This window comes from Nocardioides sp. (assembly GCF_047607365.1).
Lineage (GTDB): Bacteria > Actinomycetota > Actinomycetes > Propionibacteriales > Nocardioidaceae > Nocardioides.
Genome location: NZ_JASGDD010000240.1, coordinates 1 through 13,838, shown reverse-complemented (window position 1 = coordinate 13,838; position 13,838 = coordinate 1). Strand labels below are relative to the sequence as shown.

At 73.0% G+C, this 13,838-nt stretch carries 13 protein-coding genes; 6 read left to right on the top strand and 7 right to left on the bottom strand.

Features of this window, described 5'->3' with window-relative positions:
- Positions 1-24: 24 nt before the first annotated feature.
- The 5 genes from metX to QM572_RS18815 all read left to right on the top strand — a co-directional run bounded on the left by metX (position 25) and on the right by QM572_RS18815 (position 4,755).
- Entirely contained in the window at positions 25-1,059 is a 1,035-nt protein-coding gene (gene metX / locus QM572_RS18835; protein ID WP_415095515.1) for a homoserine O-acetyltransferase MetX, read from the top strand.
- A gap of 4 nt (positions 1,060-1,063) precedes the next feature.
- Positions 1,064-2,356, top strand: coding sequence for an O-acetylhomoserine aminocarboxypropyltransferase/cysteine synthase family protein (locus tag QM572_RS18830; RefSeq protein WP_415095514.1), 1,293 nt, complete (start codon positions 1,064-1,066; stop codon positions 2,354-2,356).
- The gene (locus QM572_RS18825; RefSeq protein WP_415095513.1) at positions 2,353-2,844 is read left to right on the top strand and encodes a CoA-binding protein; all 492 of its coding nucleotides are present in this window, start codon (positions 2,353-2,355) and stop codon (positions 2,842-2,844) included. The genes QM572_RS18830 and QM572_RS18825 overlap by 4 nt, the downstream gene beginning before the upstream one ends.
- A gap of 137 nt (positions 2,845-2,981) precedes the next feature.
- Positions 2,982-3,542 carry an OsmC family protein gene (locus QM572_RS18820; protein ID WP_415095512.1) on the top strand — a complete coding sequence of 187 codons (561 nt, stop codon included), beginning with the start codon at positions 2,982-2,984 and terminating at the stop codon, positions 3,540-3,542.
- A gap of 7 nt (positions 3,543-3,549) precedes the next feature.
- Positions 3,550-4,755 (top strand): NAD(P)-binding domain-containing protein, encoded by a 1,206-nt coding sequence (locus tag QM572_RS18815; protein ID WP_415095511.1) that lies wholly within the window; start codon positions 3,550-3,552, stop codon positions 4,753-4,755.
- A gap of 12 nt (positions 4,756-4,767) precedes the next feature.
- Here QM572_RS18815 and QM572_RS18810 read toward each other — a convergent pair whose 3' ends face one another.
- The 7 genes from QM572_RS18810 to QM572_RS18780 all read right to left on the bottom strand — a co-directional run bounded on the left by QM572_RS18810 (position 4,768) and on the right by QM572_RS18780 (position 12,604).
- Positions 4,768-5,382: a YitT family protein gene (locus tag QM572_RS18810; protein ID WP_415095510.1), complete on the bottom strand. Its 615-nt coding sequence runs from the start codon at positions 5,380-5,382 to the stop codon at positions 4,768-4,770.
- Between the two features lie 15 nt (positions 5,383-5,397).
- On the bottom strand, positions 5,398-6,039 hold the full coding sequence (locus QM572_RS18805; RefSeq protein ID WP_415095509.1) for a LysE family translocator: 642 nt from the start codon (positions 6,037-6,039) through the stop codon (positions 5,398-5,400).
- A 101-nt stretch (positions 6,040-6,140) separates the two neighbouring features.
- Positions 6,141-7,607 (bottom strand): APC family permease, encoded by a 1,467-nt coding sequence (locus tag QM572_RS18800; RefSeq protein ID WP_415095508.1) that lies wholly within the window; start codon positions 7,605-7,607, stop codon positions 6,141-6,143.
- A gap of 39 nt (positions 7,608-7,646) precedes the next feature.
- Complete coding sequence (locus tag QM572_RS18795) at positions 7,647-8,414, bottom strand: SDR family NAD(P)-dependent oxidoreductase (protein ID WP_415095507.1); 768 nt, start codon at positions 8,412-8,414, stop codon at positions 7,647-7,649.
- A 95-nt stretch (positions 8,415-8,509) separates the two neighbouring features.
- Positions 8,510-10,066 carry a PucR family transcriptional regulator gene (locus QM572_RS18790; RefSeq protein WP_415095506.1) on the bottom strand — a complete coding sequence of 519 codons (1,557 nt, stop codon included), beginning with the start codon at positions 10,064-10,066 and terminating at the stop codon, positions 8,510-8,512.
- Positions 10,067-10,073: 7 nt separating this feature from the next.
- A complete protein-coding gene (locus QM572_RS18785; protein WP_415095505.1) occupies positions 10,074-10,847 on the bottom strand; it encodes an SDR family NAD(P)-dependent oxidoreductase in 774 nt (257 codons plus the stop codon).
- Between the two features lie 392 nt (positions 10,848-11,239).
- Complete coding sequence (locus QM572_RS18780) at positions 11,240-12,604, bottom strand: FAD-dependent oxidoreductase (RefSeq protein WP_415095504.1); 1,365 nt, start codon at positions 12,602-12,604, stop codon at positions 11,240-11,242.
- A gap of 89 nt (positions 12,605-12,693) precedes the next feature.
- On the opposite strand from QM572_RS18780, the gene QM572_RS18775 reads away from it, so the two are divergent.
- Positions 12,694-13,838: NAD(P)/FAD-dependent oxidoreductase (locus QM572_RS18775; protein ID WP_415095503.1), on the top strand; the 1,145-nt coding region annotated here is incomplete at its 3' end.

Sequence of the window (13,838 nt, the reverse complement as noted above, 5' to 3'; positions counted from 1 at the left end):
TCGACACATGGTTGTATCGGGAGCATGACCGCCGTGCGGCACGCGACGCTGTTCACCGAGCGCGATCCTCTCGTGCTCGCGAGCGGCGCGACGCTCGGCCCGGTCGAGGTCGCCTTCGCGACGTACGGCGAGCTCTCGCCCGCCCGGGACAACGCGGTGTTCGTCGCGCACGCGCTCACCGGGGACGCCCTCGCCCACGAGTGGTGGGCGTCCATGGTGGGGCCCGGCGGGCCGGTCGACACCGACCGCTTCTTCGTCGTCTGCCCCAACCTGCTCGGCGGCTGCCGGGGGACGACCGGCCCGTCCTCGGTCGACCCCGCGACCGGCGAGCCCTACGGTCTGGACTTCCCCCTGATCTCCGTCGCGGACCTCGTGGCCGTCCACCGTGCGCTGCTGGCCCACCTCGGCATCGAGCGGCTCTTCGCCGGCGTCGGCGGCTCGCTGGGCGGGATGCAGCTGCTGCAGTGGGCGGCCGACGCCCCCGGGCAGCTCGGGCGCGCCGTCCTCGTCGCCGCGAGCGCCCGCCTGACCCCGCAGAACATCGCCCTCTCCCACGTGGCACGGCGGGCCATCCGGCAGGACCCGGCCGGTGGCCTGGCCCTGGCGCGGATGCTCGCGCACATCACCTACGTCTCCGACGCCGGCCTGGAGGCGAAGTTCGGCCGGGCGCGACGGGGAGCGCCCGGAGAGCCCGGCAAGGAGGAGACGCTGGAGACCGACTTCGAGGTGGAGAGCTACCTCGACCACCAGGGCGAGGTGTTCGTCGACCGCTTCGACCCGCTGTCGTACCTCTACCTGACCCGGCTGCTCGACTACTTCGAGCCGTTCGCGGACCCCGGCTTCGCCGCCCGCGCCGCCGGCACGCGGTTCCGGCTGATCTCCTTCGACTCCGACTGGCGCTTCGGCACCGCCCACTCCGAGCTGATCGAGCGGAACCTGCGTGCCGCCGGCGCCGAGGTCGACCGGCACGAGGTGCCCTCGCCGTGGGGTCACGACTCGTTCCTGCTCGACCCGCCGGGCTACCTCGACCTCGTCCGCACCTTCCTGAGCCAGGAGTGACTCCGTGACCGACACCGCCGACCACGTCTACGGCTTCAGCACCCGCGCCATCCACGCGGGCAACATCCCCGACGCCGTGAGCGGCGCGCGGGCGCTGCCGATCTACCAGTCGGCGGCCTTCGTCTTCGACGACACCGCCGACGCGGCCGCCCGCTTCGCCCTGCAGAAGTACGGCAACATCTACACCCGCGTCGGCAACCCGACCGTCGCCTCCTTCGAGGAGCGGATCGCCTCGCTCGAGGGCGGCATCGGCGCCGTCGCCACCGCGAGCGGCCTCGGTGCCGAGTTCGTCACCTTCGCCTCGCTCGCCGGCGCGGGGGACCACATCGTCGCCTCGGCCCAGCTCTACGGCGGCTCGGTGACCCAGCTCGACGTCACCCTGCGGCGCTTCGGCGTCGAGACGACGTTCGTCGCCTCCACCGATCCCGACGCGTACGCCGCCGCGATCCGCCCGACGACCAAGCTGCTCTTCGCCGAGACGGTCGCCAACCCGTCGGGCGAGATCGCCGACCTCGAGGGGCTCGCGGACGTCGCCCACGCGCACGGCGTGCCGCTGGTGGTCGACTCCACCATCCCCACGCCGTACCTCAACCGCCCCGTCGAGTGGGGCGCCGACATCGTCGTCCACTCCGCGACGAAGTTCCTGGGTGGGCACGGCACGACGCTGGGCGGCGTGGTCGTGGAGTCCGGGCGCTTCGCCTACGGCGCCGAGCGGTTCCCGCTCTTCCACGAGCCGGTGGAGCACTACGGAGGGCTGTCGTGGTGGGGCAACTTCGGGGAGTACGCCTTCCTCACCCGGCTCCGCGCCGAGCACCTGCGCAACGTCGGCGCCACCCTGAGCCCGCAGTCGGCCTGGCAGCTCGCGCTCGGCGTCGAGACGCTGCCACTGCGGATGCAGCGCCACGTCGAGAACGCCCGCGTGGTGGCCGAGTGGCTCGCCGCCGACGAGCGGATCGAGTTCGTCAACTGGGCCGGGCTGCCCGGCCATCCGCATCACGAGCGGGCCGCGCGCTATCTGCCGCTGGGCCCGGGGAGTGTCTTCTCCTTCGGCATCCGCGGCGGACGCGCGGCGGGCGAGGCCTTCATCGAGTCGGTCGAGCTGGCCAGCCACCTCGCCAACATCGGCGACGCCAAGACGCTCGTCATCCACCCGGCCTCCACCACCCACCGGCAGCTCAGCGAGTCGCGCCTCGAGGAGGCCGGCGTCTCCGCCGGCCTGGTGCGGATCAGCGTGGGCATCGAGGACGTCGACGACATCCTCTACGACCTCGACCGGGCGCTGGAGGCGCAGCGATGAGCGCCGGGGAGAGCGCCCGGGAGCGGCTGCGCATCCTCCGCGCCGCGCACTCCATCGCCATCGTCGGCTTCTCGCCCACCACGGCGCGGTCGAGCTACTACGTGGCGACCTACCTCGTGCAGGACACCGACTACCGGCTCTCCTTCGTCAACCCGCGCGCCGCCGGGCAGACCGTCCTCGGGCACACGATCCATGCGTCGCTGGCCGACCTGCCGGAGGTCCCGGACATCGTCGACGTCTTCCGGCGGGCCGAGGACCTGCCGGGCGTCGTCGACGAGGTCATCGCCCTCGACGCCCCCACCGAGGGGCGGACGGTGTGGTTCCAGCTCGGGCTGGTCAACGAGTCGGCGGCCGAGACCGCTCGTGCCGCCGGCCTCGGTGTCGTGCAGAACCGCTGCCTCAAGATCGAGCACGCCCGGTTCCACGGCGGCCTGCACCTCGCCGGGTTCGACACCGGGGTGATCAGCTCGCGCAAGGGCGCCCGATGAGCCCCGATGAGCCCCGTTGAGCACGCCGGGATCTCGGCGGTCTCAGGGCGTGGACAGACCTTTAGTCGAGTTAGTCACATGACTAACGTCAGAACCGCTCCCACCGCTCCCATCCATCCGCACACGAGGAGATCTCGATGACCACCACCGCCACGCCCGTCGACAACGGCGTCAACGTCGAGGCACTGCTCGGCGCTCGCGCCGCGCTGCAGGACGCGCCCGAGGCCGCCCAGTTCACCTGGCGCGCCACCAACACCTGGATCAGGGGCACCCACTCCGAGAGCACCGTCACCGGCTTCTTCGGCCTCGGCGCCGAGCAGGAGGCCGACCGCTCGTTCACGACCTCGGGCGACCACCCGCCGCAGTTCGCCGCGGAGAACAACGGCCCGACCCCCGTGGAGACCCTGCTGACCGCGCTCGGCGGCTGCCTGACGGCCGGTGTCGCCGCCGTCGCCCAGCAGCGGGGCATCCAGCTCAACTCCGTGACCGCGAGCATCGAGGGCGACCACGACATCCGCGGCATCCTCGGCGGGGACCCCGACGTCCGCAACGGCTTCAACGAGATCCGGGTGACCTACGCGATCGACGCCGACGCCAGCCCCGAGGACATCCAGGCGCTCGTCGCCCAGTCGCAGAAGCGCTCGGCGGTCTTCGACGCGCTCACCAACCCGACCGCGGTCACCGTCTCGGTCGCGTGACCCGCCGATGACGCGCGCCCGCTCCGCCACCACCGTCGTGGTGGGCGCCGGGCACAGCGGGCTCGCGACCAGCCGTCACCTGACCGCGCAGGGGATCGACCACGTCGTCCTCGAGCGCGGTCAGGTGGCGCACTCGTGGGCGACGCAGCGCTGGGACTCCCTGCGCCTGCTCACGCCCAACTGGATGACCCGCCTGCCGGGCGCCGACTACGCCGGGCCGGACCCCGACGGGTTCATGGAGGCGGCCGAGGTCGCCGCGCTGCTGGTCCGCTACGCGACCGAGTCGCGGGCACCGGTCCAGCCCGAGACCGTCGTACGCCGGGTGGCGCGGTCCGGTGACGGGTTCACCGTCGAGACCGACCGGGGGCCGTGGTCGGCGCGGTCGGTCGTCCTGGCCTCGGGCTCGGTGCGGGGCGTCGCGCCCGCCCTCGCCGACGCTCTCCCGGACGGGGTCGTGTCGCTGCACGCGATCGACTACCGCAACCCCTCCCAGCTCCCTGGCGGCGGCGCCCTGGTCGTCGGCGCCGCCGCCAGTGGTGTCCAGATCGCCGCCGAGCTGGCCGCGTCGGGACGCGAGGTCACGCTCGCGGTCGGCGAGCACGTGCGCGCTCCGCGGCGCTATCGCGGCCGCGACCTCTTCTCCTGGATCGACGAGGCGGGCATCCTCGACGAGCGCTGGGACGAGGTCGACGACATCACGCGGGTACGCCGGCTGCCCTCCTTCCAGCTGGCCGGCGGCACCGCCGACCTCGACCTCAACGCCCTGCAGGCGCTGGGCGTGCGGCTGGTGGGCAGGCTCGCCGCCATCCGCGACGGCGAGGCGCTCTTCTCCGGCTCCCTGGCCAACGTCGCCGCGCTCGCCGACCTCAAGCTCAACCGGCTGCTGGCCTCGATCGACGCGGCCGCCGGCCTCGAGGCGGGCGGCGAGCGGCCCGAGCCGACCCGCGTGCCCGCGCCGCTGCTCTCGCTGCGGCTGGACTCGGGCGAGATCCGCTCGGTGGTCTGGGCGACCGGGATCAAGCCGGACCACGGCTATGTCGACCTCGACGTCTTCGACGCGAAGGGCGCCCTGCGCCACGATGGCGGCGTCACGCCGGCCCCGGGGCTCTACGTGACCGGGTTGCCGGCGCTGCGCCGACGCCGGTCGACCTACATCGACGGCGCCCGTGCCGACGCCGACGAGCTGACCAAGCACCTCGCCGCCGCGCTCTGATCGCCTTCCCGCCTACATTCCCATGTAGCGCCCGGGCCGGTGGTTGAACGCGAGCACCAGGTTGAGCATCACCGCGCCCAGGGCCGACCACAGCACGATCACCGGGTCGCGGACGAGGAACGCGGCGAGCAGCACCAGGGCGTCGAGCGACATCATCACGTAGCCGGCGCGCATCCCGGCCCTCTCCTGGAGGATCACGGCGACGATGCTGAAGCCGCCGATCGAGGAGTTGTGCCGCACCAGGGCCAGGACGCCCATGCCGGTGAGGATGGCACCGGCCAGGACGCCGTACGGGCGGCTGACGTGATCGAGGTCGAGCACCCGGGACTGCCAGGTGGTCGCGAGCGAGACCGCGACGACGCAGAGCGCCGAGCGGGCCGCGAACCCCACGCCCTTCTGGAAGAGCGCGAGCACCGTGAAGGGCAGGTTGATCAGCGCGAACACCCAGGAGAACCCCCAGCCGGTGGCGTAGGCGATCACCAGCGCCAGCCCCGCCGTCCCGCCCGTGACCGCGCCGGCCAGGTGGATGAGGAAGAGGCCCAGCGAGCAGAGGTAGACGCCGATCGTCAGCCCGAGCACGTCGTCGAGCAGGCTGTGCGGCGGCGCCTCGGGCGTCTCGATGCTCACCCCTCGGCTCCGCGCTCAGCTCTCGGTGGCCAGCCGGACGCCGAACCCGACCAGCACCAGCCCGGTCAGCGCGTCGAGGCGGCGGCGGATCCGCGGCGTCTGCATCCAGGTCGTGATCGTGGCCGAGACCGCGATGAGCGCGACGAAGTAGAGCGCGGTCAGCACCACGAAGATCGCGCCGAACGCGATGCTGGTCAGCCCCACCGATGCGCCGTCGGGCACGAAGCCGGGCAGGAAGCTGACGAAGAAGACGCCGACCTTCGGGTTGAGGATGTCGGTGAGCAGCCCGCCGAGGAAGCCCGAGCGCCCGCGCAGCTCCACCGCCGCCGGCGCGGTCGGACCGTCACCGTGGAGCGCGACCTCCTCCGCCGGTCGACGGATCGAGCGCAGCGACTGCACGCCGATCCAGACGAGGTACGCCGCCCCCGCGATCTTCAGCGCCTCGTAGCCCGTCTCGCTCGCCTTCAGCAGTGCCGCCAGCCCGAGCGCCGCGGCGGCGACCCAGCAGCACAGCCCGGCCAGCACGCCCAGCGCCGTGAGCCCCGCACCCCGGCGCCCGCCCCGCACCATCCCCCGGACGACGACCAGCGTGTCCGGCCCCGGCAGCAGCACGATCAGCACCGCCGCCACGGTGAACGTCCCGAACGCGATCAGCATGAGCCTAGCCTTTCACAGTCCGAACGGGACTCTCCGGCCCTCTTCGCCGGGCCGGAGGGGCCGGAACGTCCCGTGGGCGGAGTGCTTCCGGGGCAGGAGGGTCACGTCGTCGGCTGCTCGACCCCGTCGTACGCCCCCAGCTCCGGCAGCCGACTCGGCAGCAGGGCGAGGCCGAGGCCGATCACGATCCACGCCACGGCCCCCCACACCGCCCAGCCGAACGGCGCGACCACCGCCCACCTGAAGACCGCGGAGCCCGAGAAGAGCGCGTCGAGGTCGAACGCCTGGGCGTAGAGGGGTGCGAGGAAGGCGACGAAGCCGAGCGCCGGCACCAGGATGTGCAGCCACCAGCGCCGCTCCGCGGGGTGCCGCTGGAACCAGACGATGCAGGCGACGCAGAGGATCATGTAGACGAGGATCGCGAGGATCGTGAACGTCGTCCCGACGATCGCGTAGCCGGTTGCCGCCCCGAACTTCAGCCCCGTGACGAGGGAGATCAGCGCCGCGGCGACGAGGGAGGCGACCACGGCGACGTACGGCGTGTGGTACTTCGGGTGCACGGCGCCCAGTGCCTTGGGCAGCGTGCCGGCGCGGCCCATGGCGAAGAGCACCCGCGCGCAGCTGTTCATGGCCGCGGCGCCCGCCGCGATGATCGAGTTCAGCAGGGCCAGGAAGACGATCCAGCCCCCGACGTCGCCCCACTTCTCCTGGGCGAAGACCGGCCAGTCGTTCCCCGCGGTGCGCTCGTGGAACCCGACGATGTCCAGTCCGGCGCCGATGTTCCAGGCGTAGGTGAGGAAGAGGTAGTAGAGCCCGACGCCCGCGGAGGCCGCCACGACCGCGATGGGCACGGCCCTCCGCGGGTTGCGGGCCTCCTCGCCGAAGGACGACGCCGCCTCGAAGCCGATGAAGGCGAGGATCGCGAAGACCGCGCCCTGGGCGATGCCGGACCAGCCGTTCTCGGCATGCGAGGGCTGGAACGGCGCGAGGGAGTTGTCGCCCGTGAGCACCAGCGTGAGCCCGAGCGCCAGGCAGACGACGATCTCCAGGGCGCCCAGCGTCATGGCGGTGCGGACGGAGAGCTTCACGTCGAAGAAGGTCAGCCCGAAGATCACCGCGAGGTAGAGGATCACGAAGGGCGTGGGACCCGGCGAGGCGATGCCTCGCTCGGTGAGGAACGAGTCGACGAACCAGCCCTCCTGGAGCGCGAAGAACGGCGGCAGCAGGATGGCGAACGCGACGTAGTACCAGCCGACGGTGAAGCCGGTGCGCCGCCCGATCGCCCGGGCGGCGTAGGTGTAGAGGCCTCCCGCGCTGGGCAGGCGAGCGGCGAGCTGGCCGATCGCGAGCGCGGTCAGGGTGCAGGCGATCAGCGCGACCAGCAGCGACAGCGGCAGCGCGGTGCCGGCGAGGGGGACGCCGATGCCGATCGCGAAGGCGATCCCGATGCCGGGCGCCATGAACGCCACGGACTGGAAGAGCACCTCGGCGAGGCTGACGGAGCCGTCGCGCAGGGTGGGCCCGGTCGTGACCGGCCTGTCGGCGGACGGGGTGGTGGGTGCGGACATGGTGGACTCCTTGGTCTCGCGCGGTGATCTCGGGTCAGGTCACTGGACCGTCATGCCGCCGTCGGCGACGACGACGGAGCCGGTCATGAGCGACGCCTCGTCGCTGGCGAGGAAGACGGCGACGCTGGCGATCTCCTCTGGCCTTCCCGGCCGTCCGATGGGTTGGAAGGACTCGATCGAGTCGTAGACCGCGTCGAGGCCGCCGAGGAGCCTCGCGTGGGCGTGGTTGAACGGCGTGTCCACCCACCCGGGGCAGATCACGTTGGCCCGGAGACCGGCGCCGGCATAGTCCAGTGCCATCCCGCGGGTGAGCATCACGAGTGCCGCCTTGGACATCGCGTAGATCGACAGGAACGGCTCGGCCACCATCGCGTTGACGCTGGAGATGGTGACGATCGCGCCGGATCCCCGGGCGAGCATGTGCGGAACGACGAGCTGCGAGGCGTGCACCGCGCCGAGGATGTTGACCTCGACGGTCCGCGCGATGTCGGCCTGCGAGGCCTCGTGGAAGAGGCCGGGCAGGTTCACGGCGGCGTTGTTGACGAGTACGTCGACGCGACCGTGCTCGGCGACCAGTCCGGCCACGGCCTCCGCCAGCTGGTCCCGCCGGCTGACGTCGGCCACGAACGGCCGGATCGCGTGGTCGAGCTCGGCGGTCGCCTTGGCCGCCTCGGCGTCGACGTCGAGCGCCAGGACGTGGCCGCCCTCGGCGGCCATCGCGAGCGCCGTCGCCCTGCCGATGCCGTTGCCCGCCCCGGTGACCAGGCAGACGCGGCCGTCCAGTCGGCCCCTCGCGGTGTTCGTCATGGCGGGACGGTAGGCGCGGGCAGGCGCCCCGTGCCGTGTCCGGTCGGACACATCTCGGCGACGCGGGCCGTCCGCTCGGACACTCCGACGCGGCCTCAGGGGTCGCGGCGTAACAAGGCGAGCTGAACGACCGTGATGGCGAGCGTGTCGATGTCGGTGGGGGCGCTCGGGTCGAGGCCGGTGAGCTCGTGGATCCGGCGCATCCGCTGCCGGAACGTGTTCGGGTGGACGTGCAGGCTCTCGGCCGCGGCCCGGACGTCCGCGCCGGCGCGGTAGTGCGCCTCGAGGGTGCCCACGAGGTCGGTGTGGTTCGCTTGGTCGTGGCGCGCCAGGGCCGGGACCGCCCCGGAGGCGGCGAGCTCGGCCGCCATCGGCAGTCCCTGGAGACGCTGGAGGAAGGAGCGGGTCCAGACCTCGGCGTAGCGGCGTACGCCGCCGCCGTCCGCGGTGGCGACGGCGAGCGCCAGCTCGGCCTCCTGCCGTCCGCGCGGTACCTCGCCGGACGGGCAGGGGCGGCCGATGCCGGCGTAGAGCCGCACGGGGCCTGGGCTGGTGAGCAGCGGCGAGAGCCAGGCGCCCATCGGTGCGGTGCCGCCCTCCGAGGGCGAGCCGAGGAGATAGATCGTGCCGTTGAACTCGGTCACGAAGAGTCGCCCGAGATAGCGGTCGCCGACCGCGACGAGCCGGGCCAGGAGGCGGTTGCGGGTGTCCACCGCCGTGCTGAGGTCGTCGGCCTCGACGGTGACGATGCCGACCTCGACCAGCGCCTCCTCCATGCGGAGCCGGCGCGCGGCCGCCGGGGCGCCGGCACCGCCGTAGAGGAGCGCGGCCAGCGCGTCGTTCTCGATGGCCGAGCGGATCGTCGGCGCGCGGCCGACGGAGGTGAGGGTGCCCGCGGCCAGCCGGACGCAGGCCGCATAGGCCCGGAGGGTGGCCTCGTCGGGCGGCCCCGGCACGATGGCCCATGCCGCGCCGACCAGGTTGCCGCCCGCGCGGATCGGCGCCACGGCCCGGCGTGCGAGGCCGTCCACCGGGGGAAGCGCGATCGCCTGCTCGGCGGAGCTGATCAACCGCATCACCCCGGCCGCCCGGAGGCTCTCGGTCACCTGGTCGGGGACCCTGCGACCGAGGATCGAGGCGATCCGGGCCTCGTCGGCGAGCTGGTGGTCCCCCGCGTAGGCGAGCACCCGCCCCTCCAGGTCCTCGATGGTCACCGGACCGCCGACGATGTCGGCGGCGGCTGCCGCGACGGCGTACGCGTCCGAGCCTCCCGGTGCGGTCGGCGATCCGGTGAGCAGGCCGCTCACCCGGCCGACGACCTCGATCCAGTCGGCGGCGGGATCGACGGCGATCAGGGTGGTGCCCTCGCGCATGGCGATCGCCTGCAACGGGCCGGCCGCGGCGGCCTTCACCGCGACGCCCGTCCGTCGGTCGGCGTGGCTCGCCATGGCCTGCTCGGCGCTCATCCCGATGGCGAGGCAGAGTGCCTGACCCGCGCGCTCGTCGTCGCCCCCGACGTGGTGGTCGGCGTGGATGGCCACCCGCTCCACCACGGCGTCGGGGTGGGCGAGGGCATGGCTGACGACGACGTCGCCCAGCTCCTCGACGAGCCGTCGCCACGTCGTGCGACCGGTCCTCGCACCCCCGGTCACGGCGGTCTCACAGCCCCGCCGTGAGACCGCCGTCGACCGTGACCTCGGCGCCCGTGATGAAGCTGCTCTCGCTGCCGGCGAGGAAGGTGACGACTGCGGAGATCTCGGCGGCGCGGCCGTCGCGGGCGAGTGGCTGGCGGTCGGCGAGCGTACGGCGTACGACGTCGGCGCCGCCGAGACGCTCGGCGTGGGCGCGGTTGATCGGGGTGTCGACGTAGCCGGGGCACACGATGTTGCAGCGGACGTTGTCGATCGCGTGGTCGACCGCCACCGACTTGGTCAGCATCAGCAGGGCGCCCTTGGTGGTGCAGTAGGCGAGAAGTTGGCGCTCGGCGGTCATCGAGTTGATCGATCCGACGTTGACGATCGATCCCCCGCCCGCGCGCCGCAGCGCGGGCAGGGCGTGCTTGATGAGCTGGAAGGGAGCGCGCACGTTGACGGCGTACGAGAGATCGAAGGCCGCCAGCGAGGTGTGGTCGACGTCGCCGGGCAGGGAGACGGCCGCGTTGTTGACCACGACGGTCAGCCGTCCGAACCTCTCCTCGGCCGTCCGGACGGCCAGTGCCGCGGTCGACTCCTCGGCCACGTCGGCGACGAGCGGCACGAAGAGGTCCGGGTCGGACAGCGCGGCGGCCGTCGTCTCGAGGCCGGTGACGTCGAGGTCCACCCCGACCACCCTGGCGCCCAGCTGGACGAGGTCGGTCACGACGGCGCGACCGATCCCGCTGGCCGCCCCGGTGACGACGGCGACCGCTCTCTCCAGGCTGCTGGTGCCCGCCATGGCGGCGGAATCTACACCGCGATCGTGAGGGCCTGTCCGGAATTTACGTGGAGTTTCGCGGCGCCGTGGCACGCACTGGCAGCGTTGTCGGGCACTCGACGCACCTGGCGGCCGCCTTCGGCCCTCCGCCTTGGCCAGCACACACCACGACACCGCGCAACACCCCACGTAAATCCCGGACAGGCCCTTACCGTGGCGCTGCGTCGGACCGCCCGCTCACCTGCGCGGGGCTAGGGCATGTCTCCTTACTCGGCCGGCGCCTCCGCGGCGCCGCATCCCGACCGGCTTCGTTGGAGGCGCTCGGCGCAGCACGCTGCGCTCTCGCACCTCCGCCTCGCCGGACCGGGCGCGGACACCACGGAATGCGCTTCGCCCGAGTAAGGAGACATGCCCTAGGCGCGGGAGATGCGGATCATCTCGTCGCGGGGGACGACCTTGATCCGCTCGCGGCCCTCGGCGCCGCCGAGGGCGATCTCGTGGGCCTCGAGCAGTCCCCAGCCCTCCTCGGTGGTGAACTCGACGCCACGGGCGGTGAGGTGCTCCACGAACGCGGCCGGGTCGCCGAGCTCGGGCGCCGACACGCGACCGGCCTCGAGGTCCGTCAGGAGGTGGTCGACCGTCTCCTTCGCGTCGGACTTGGTGTGCCCGATGAGGCCGACCGGTCCGCGCTTGATCCAGCCGGTGACGTAGACGCCGGGGATCTGCTCGCCGCCCTGGTCGGCGGGCTCGGACAGCACGCGGCCGCCGTCGTTGGGGATGACGCCGGCGGACTCGTCGAACGGGACGTCGGCGAGCGGGGACGAGAGGTAGCCGATCGCGCGGTAGACGGCCTGGACCGGCGTGTCGACGAACTCGCCGGTGCCGTGGACGTTGCCGCTGCCGTCGTACTCCGTGCGCTCGGTCCTGATGGCCACCACGCGGCCGTCCTCGCCGAGCAGCTCGACGGGGTTCTGCATCATGTGGATGACGATCTTGTGGGGCGCTCCGGTGGGCTCGGCCTCGAGGTACTTCAGCAGGGTGTCGACGACGAGGCGGGTGGCCTTGTGCCTGCCGATCTCCTCCTGGCCGGCGTCGTCGATCTGGAAGCCCTCCTCCTCGACGACCACGTCGACCGAGGGGGAGTGGGAGAGCTCGCGGAGCTCCATCGGGGAGAACTTGATGTGCGCCGGGCCGCGGCGGGCGAACACGTGGACCTCGGTGGCCTGGTTGGCCTTGAGGCCCCGGTAGACGTTCTCCGCGATCTCGGTGGTGAGCTGCTCGTCGGCGGGCTTGGCCAGCATGCGGGCGACGTCGAGGCCGACGTTGCCGGCGCCGAGGACGGCGACGGAGGTTGCGGTGAGCGGCCAGTCCCGGGGTACGTCGGGGTGGCCGGCGTACCACGACACGAAGTCGGCCGCGCCGTAGTTGCCCTCGAGCTCGGCGCCGGGGATGTCCAGCGCGCGGTCGGCCATCGCGCCGGTGGAGAAGATCACCGCGTCGTAGAACCGCTTGAGGTCGTCGAGCTTGAGGTCGGTGCCGAAGTCGACGTTGCCGAAGAAGCGGATGCGATCGTTGTCGAGCACCCGGCGCAGCGCCTTGATGATCTCCTTGATCCGCGGGTGGTCCGGTGCCACGCCGTAGCGGACCAGGCCGTAGGGCGCGGGGAGGCGCTCGATGACGTCGACCGACGCCTCGGGGTGCTCGCGGGTCAGGATGTCGGCGGCATAGATGCCGGCGGGACCACCGCCGACGACGGCAACACGGATCGGGCGCACCACTTCAACTCCTCCAGGGATTCGTAGCGCCCAGGGTAATAAGTCACGCCGGTGTTCCCGAAATGCCGACGATCGGTGAGACGGTTGTCCGCGTGGTGGGCAGGAGGGCCGGCGTCGAGCGGGTGGTGATCGTCGGCGGGGGCGTCGGCGGGCTGGCGTGCGCGCAGGCCCTCCGCGCCCACGGGTACGCCGGCGGGCTGGTGATCCTCGACCCGGCGCCGTTCCCCTACGACCGGCCTCCGCTCAGCAAGGACTACCTCGCCGGCTCGGTGAGCCTCGAGGGGATCGCGCTGGCGACGTCCGCGGGGCTGGCGGAGCAGGGGATCGACTGGCAGCGGGCGACGGTGACGGCCCTGCGGGCGGAGAGCCCGGAGGTCGACCTGGCGGACGGCCGGACCCTCGCCGCGGACCGGATCGTGCTGGCGCTCGGGGGCGACGCGATCCGTCCCCCGATCCCGGGCGCGGACTCGGCCCGCGTCCACGTGGTGCGCGACGTCGCCGACGCCGACCGGCTCCGCGAGGCCCTCGGGCATGCCGGCGAGGGGGCGCGGGTCCTGGTCGTGGGGGCCGGGCTGATCGGCGCCGAGACCGCCTCCACCCTGAACGGCCTCGGCGCGAGCGTGACCCTGGTCGACCCGGTGCCGACGCCGCTCGCCGGTGCGGTCGGTCCCGAGCTGGCGACGTGGCTGCACGCGCGGCATCGAGCCTACGGCGTGGAGACGATCGTGGGCACGGTCCAGGCCCTGCAGGAGACGTCCGCCGGCCTCGCGGCGCAGCTGAGCGGCGAGCCCGACTCGCGCGCGTTCGACGTCGCCGTGATCGGGGTGGGGATGAGCCCTCGCGTCGCGCTGGCCGAGCAGGCGGGGATCGAGGTCGACCGCGGCATCCTCGTCGACCGCACCCGGACCACGTCCCGGCCAGCCGTCCTGGCGATCGGCGACTGCGCCCGGCTCCGGGACCACGCCCGCGCCGAGCACTGGGAGGCGGCCCAGCACGACGGGCAGCGCGCCGCGGCGGCGATCCTGGGTGTCGACCCGCCCGCGACGGTCGACGGGGCGCCGTGGTTCTGGACCGACCGCTACGGGCTCCACGTCGAGGCGGTCGGCGAGATGCGCGCCGCGGACGCCACCCACGACACCGTCGTGCGCGGCGTGACCGGCGCGCCGCCGTACTCCGTCTGGACGCTGCGCGGCGGCCGGGTGGTCGGCGCGGCCGCCGTGGACGACGGCCCCGCCGT

What these genes read in the sequence shown, in the direction of transcription:
- QM572_RS18825 (WP_415095513.1), top strand. Translation starts at nt 2,353, where the DNA reads ATGAGCGCCGGGGAGAGCGCCCGGGAGCGGCTGCGCATCCTCCGCGCC.
- QM572_RS18795 (WP_415095507.1), bottom strand. Translation starts at nt 8,414, where the DNA reads ATGACGAACACCGCGAGGGGCCGACTGGACGGCCGCGTCTGCCTGGTC.
- metX (WP_415095515.1), top strand. Translation starts at nt 25, where the DNA reads ATGACCGCCGTGCGGCACGCGACGCTGTTCACCGAGCGCGATCCTCTC.
- QM572_RS18785 (WP_415095505.1), bottom strand. Translation starts at nt 10,847, where the DNA reads ATGGCGGGCACCAGCAGCCTGGAGAGAGCGGTCGCCGTCGTCACCGGG.
- QM572_RS18800 (WP_415095508.1), bottom strand. Translation starts at nt 7,607, where the DNA reads ATGTCCGCACCCACCACCCCGTCCGCCGACAGGCCGGTCACGACCGGG.
- QM572_RS18820 (WP_415095512.1), top strand. Translation starts at nt 2,982, where the DNA reads ATGACCACCACCGCCACGCCCGTCGACAACGGCGTCAACGTCGAGGCA.
- QM572_RS18815 (WP_415095511.1), top strand. Translation starts at nt 3,550, where the DNA reads ATGACGCGCGCCCGCTCCGCCACCACCGTCGTGGTGGGCGCCGGGCAC.
- QM572_RS18805 (WP_415095509.1), bottom strand. Translation starts at nt 6,039, where the DNA reads ATGCTGATCGCGTTCGGGACGTTCACCGTGGCGGCGGTGCTGATCGTG.